This is a genomic window from Actinomycetospora atypica, from assembly GCF_042653685.1.
GTDB classification, from domain to species: domain Bacteria; phylum Actinomycetota; class Actinomycetes; order Mycobacteriales; family Pseudonocardiaceae; genus Actinomycetospora; species Actinomycetospora atypica.
This window is the reverse complement of record NZ_JBHSIV010000106.1, coordinates 1-586: the sequence shown is the minus strand read 5'-3', so window position 1 is coordinate 586 and position 586 is coordinate 1. Positions and strand designations below refer to the sequence as shown.

At 68.1% G+C, this 586-nt stretch carries 1 protein-coding gene; it reads right to left on the bottom strand.

Annotated features, from left to right (window positions below; translation table 11 throughout):
* Positions 1 to 586 (bottom strand): DUF1173 family protein (locus tag ACFPBZ_RS29515; protein ID WP_378039664.1); only part of this gene is annotated, 586 nt, incomplete at both ends.

Genomic DNA, 586 nt, shown 5'->3' with positions numbered 1-586 from the left:
CTTGTAGCGAGCCAGCTTGGCCAGCTTCCGCTGCTCGTAGGTCCTCGAGTTCGCGACCCCCCAGACCTCGATCACTGCGGCCGGTCCGTTCGACTCCGCCGTCCCGCCATTCGTGATCAGGTCGGTGAGAACGAAGTCGGGGAGGCCGGCCTCGTCGTGGTCGTAACGCAGGGGTTTCCTGAACCCGCGTTGGGCAGCGATCAGCGCGTTGGCCATGGTCAGCTCATGGCTGGAGTCGACGGGGATGTAGACGTCGGTGGTCAACATGACGGCGGCGTTGACGAGGCGTAGGTGACCGCGTGGGGTGCCCTCGATCAGCGCGAGCACGACCCGCCGGGCAGTGGGGCCGCGGCGAGACGAGAACGGTGCGGGGAAGCGGCGGCTGAGATCGGCGGCCAAGTCGTCGGAGAGGAAGATCGGCCGAGGGAAGTGCCGCAGGGTGAGCTTGTGGCCGTGTTCGGTCTCGGCGAGGGCTTTCAGCTCTCCGCACAGCAGCCGGCGGTGGCGCAGGATGCGCGTCTGGCCGCGGCGCGGCCCGCCACGGATGGTGATTTGTTCGGGATGCTCGAGTGGCCGCAGGAACTCC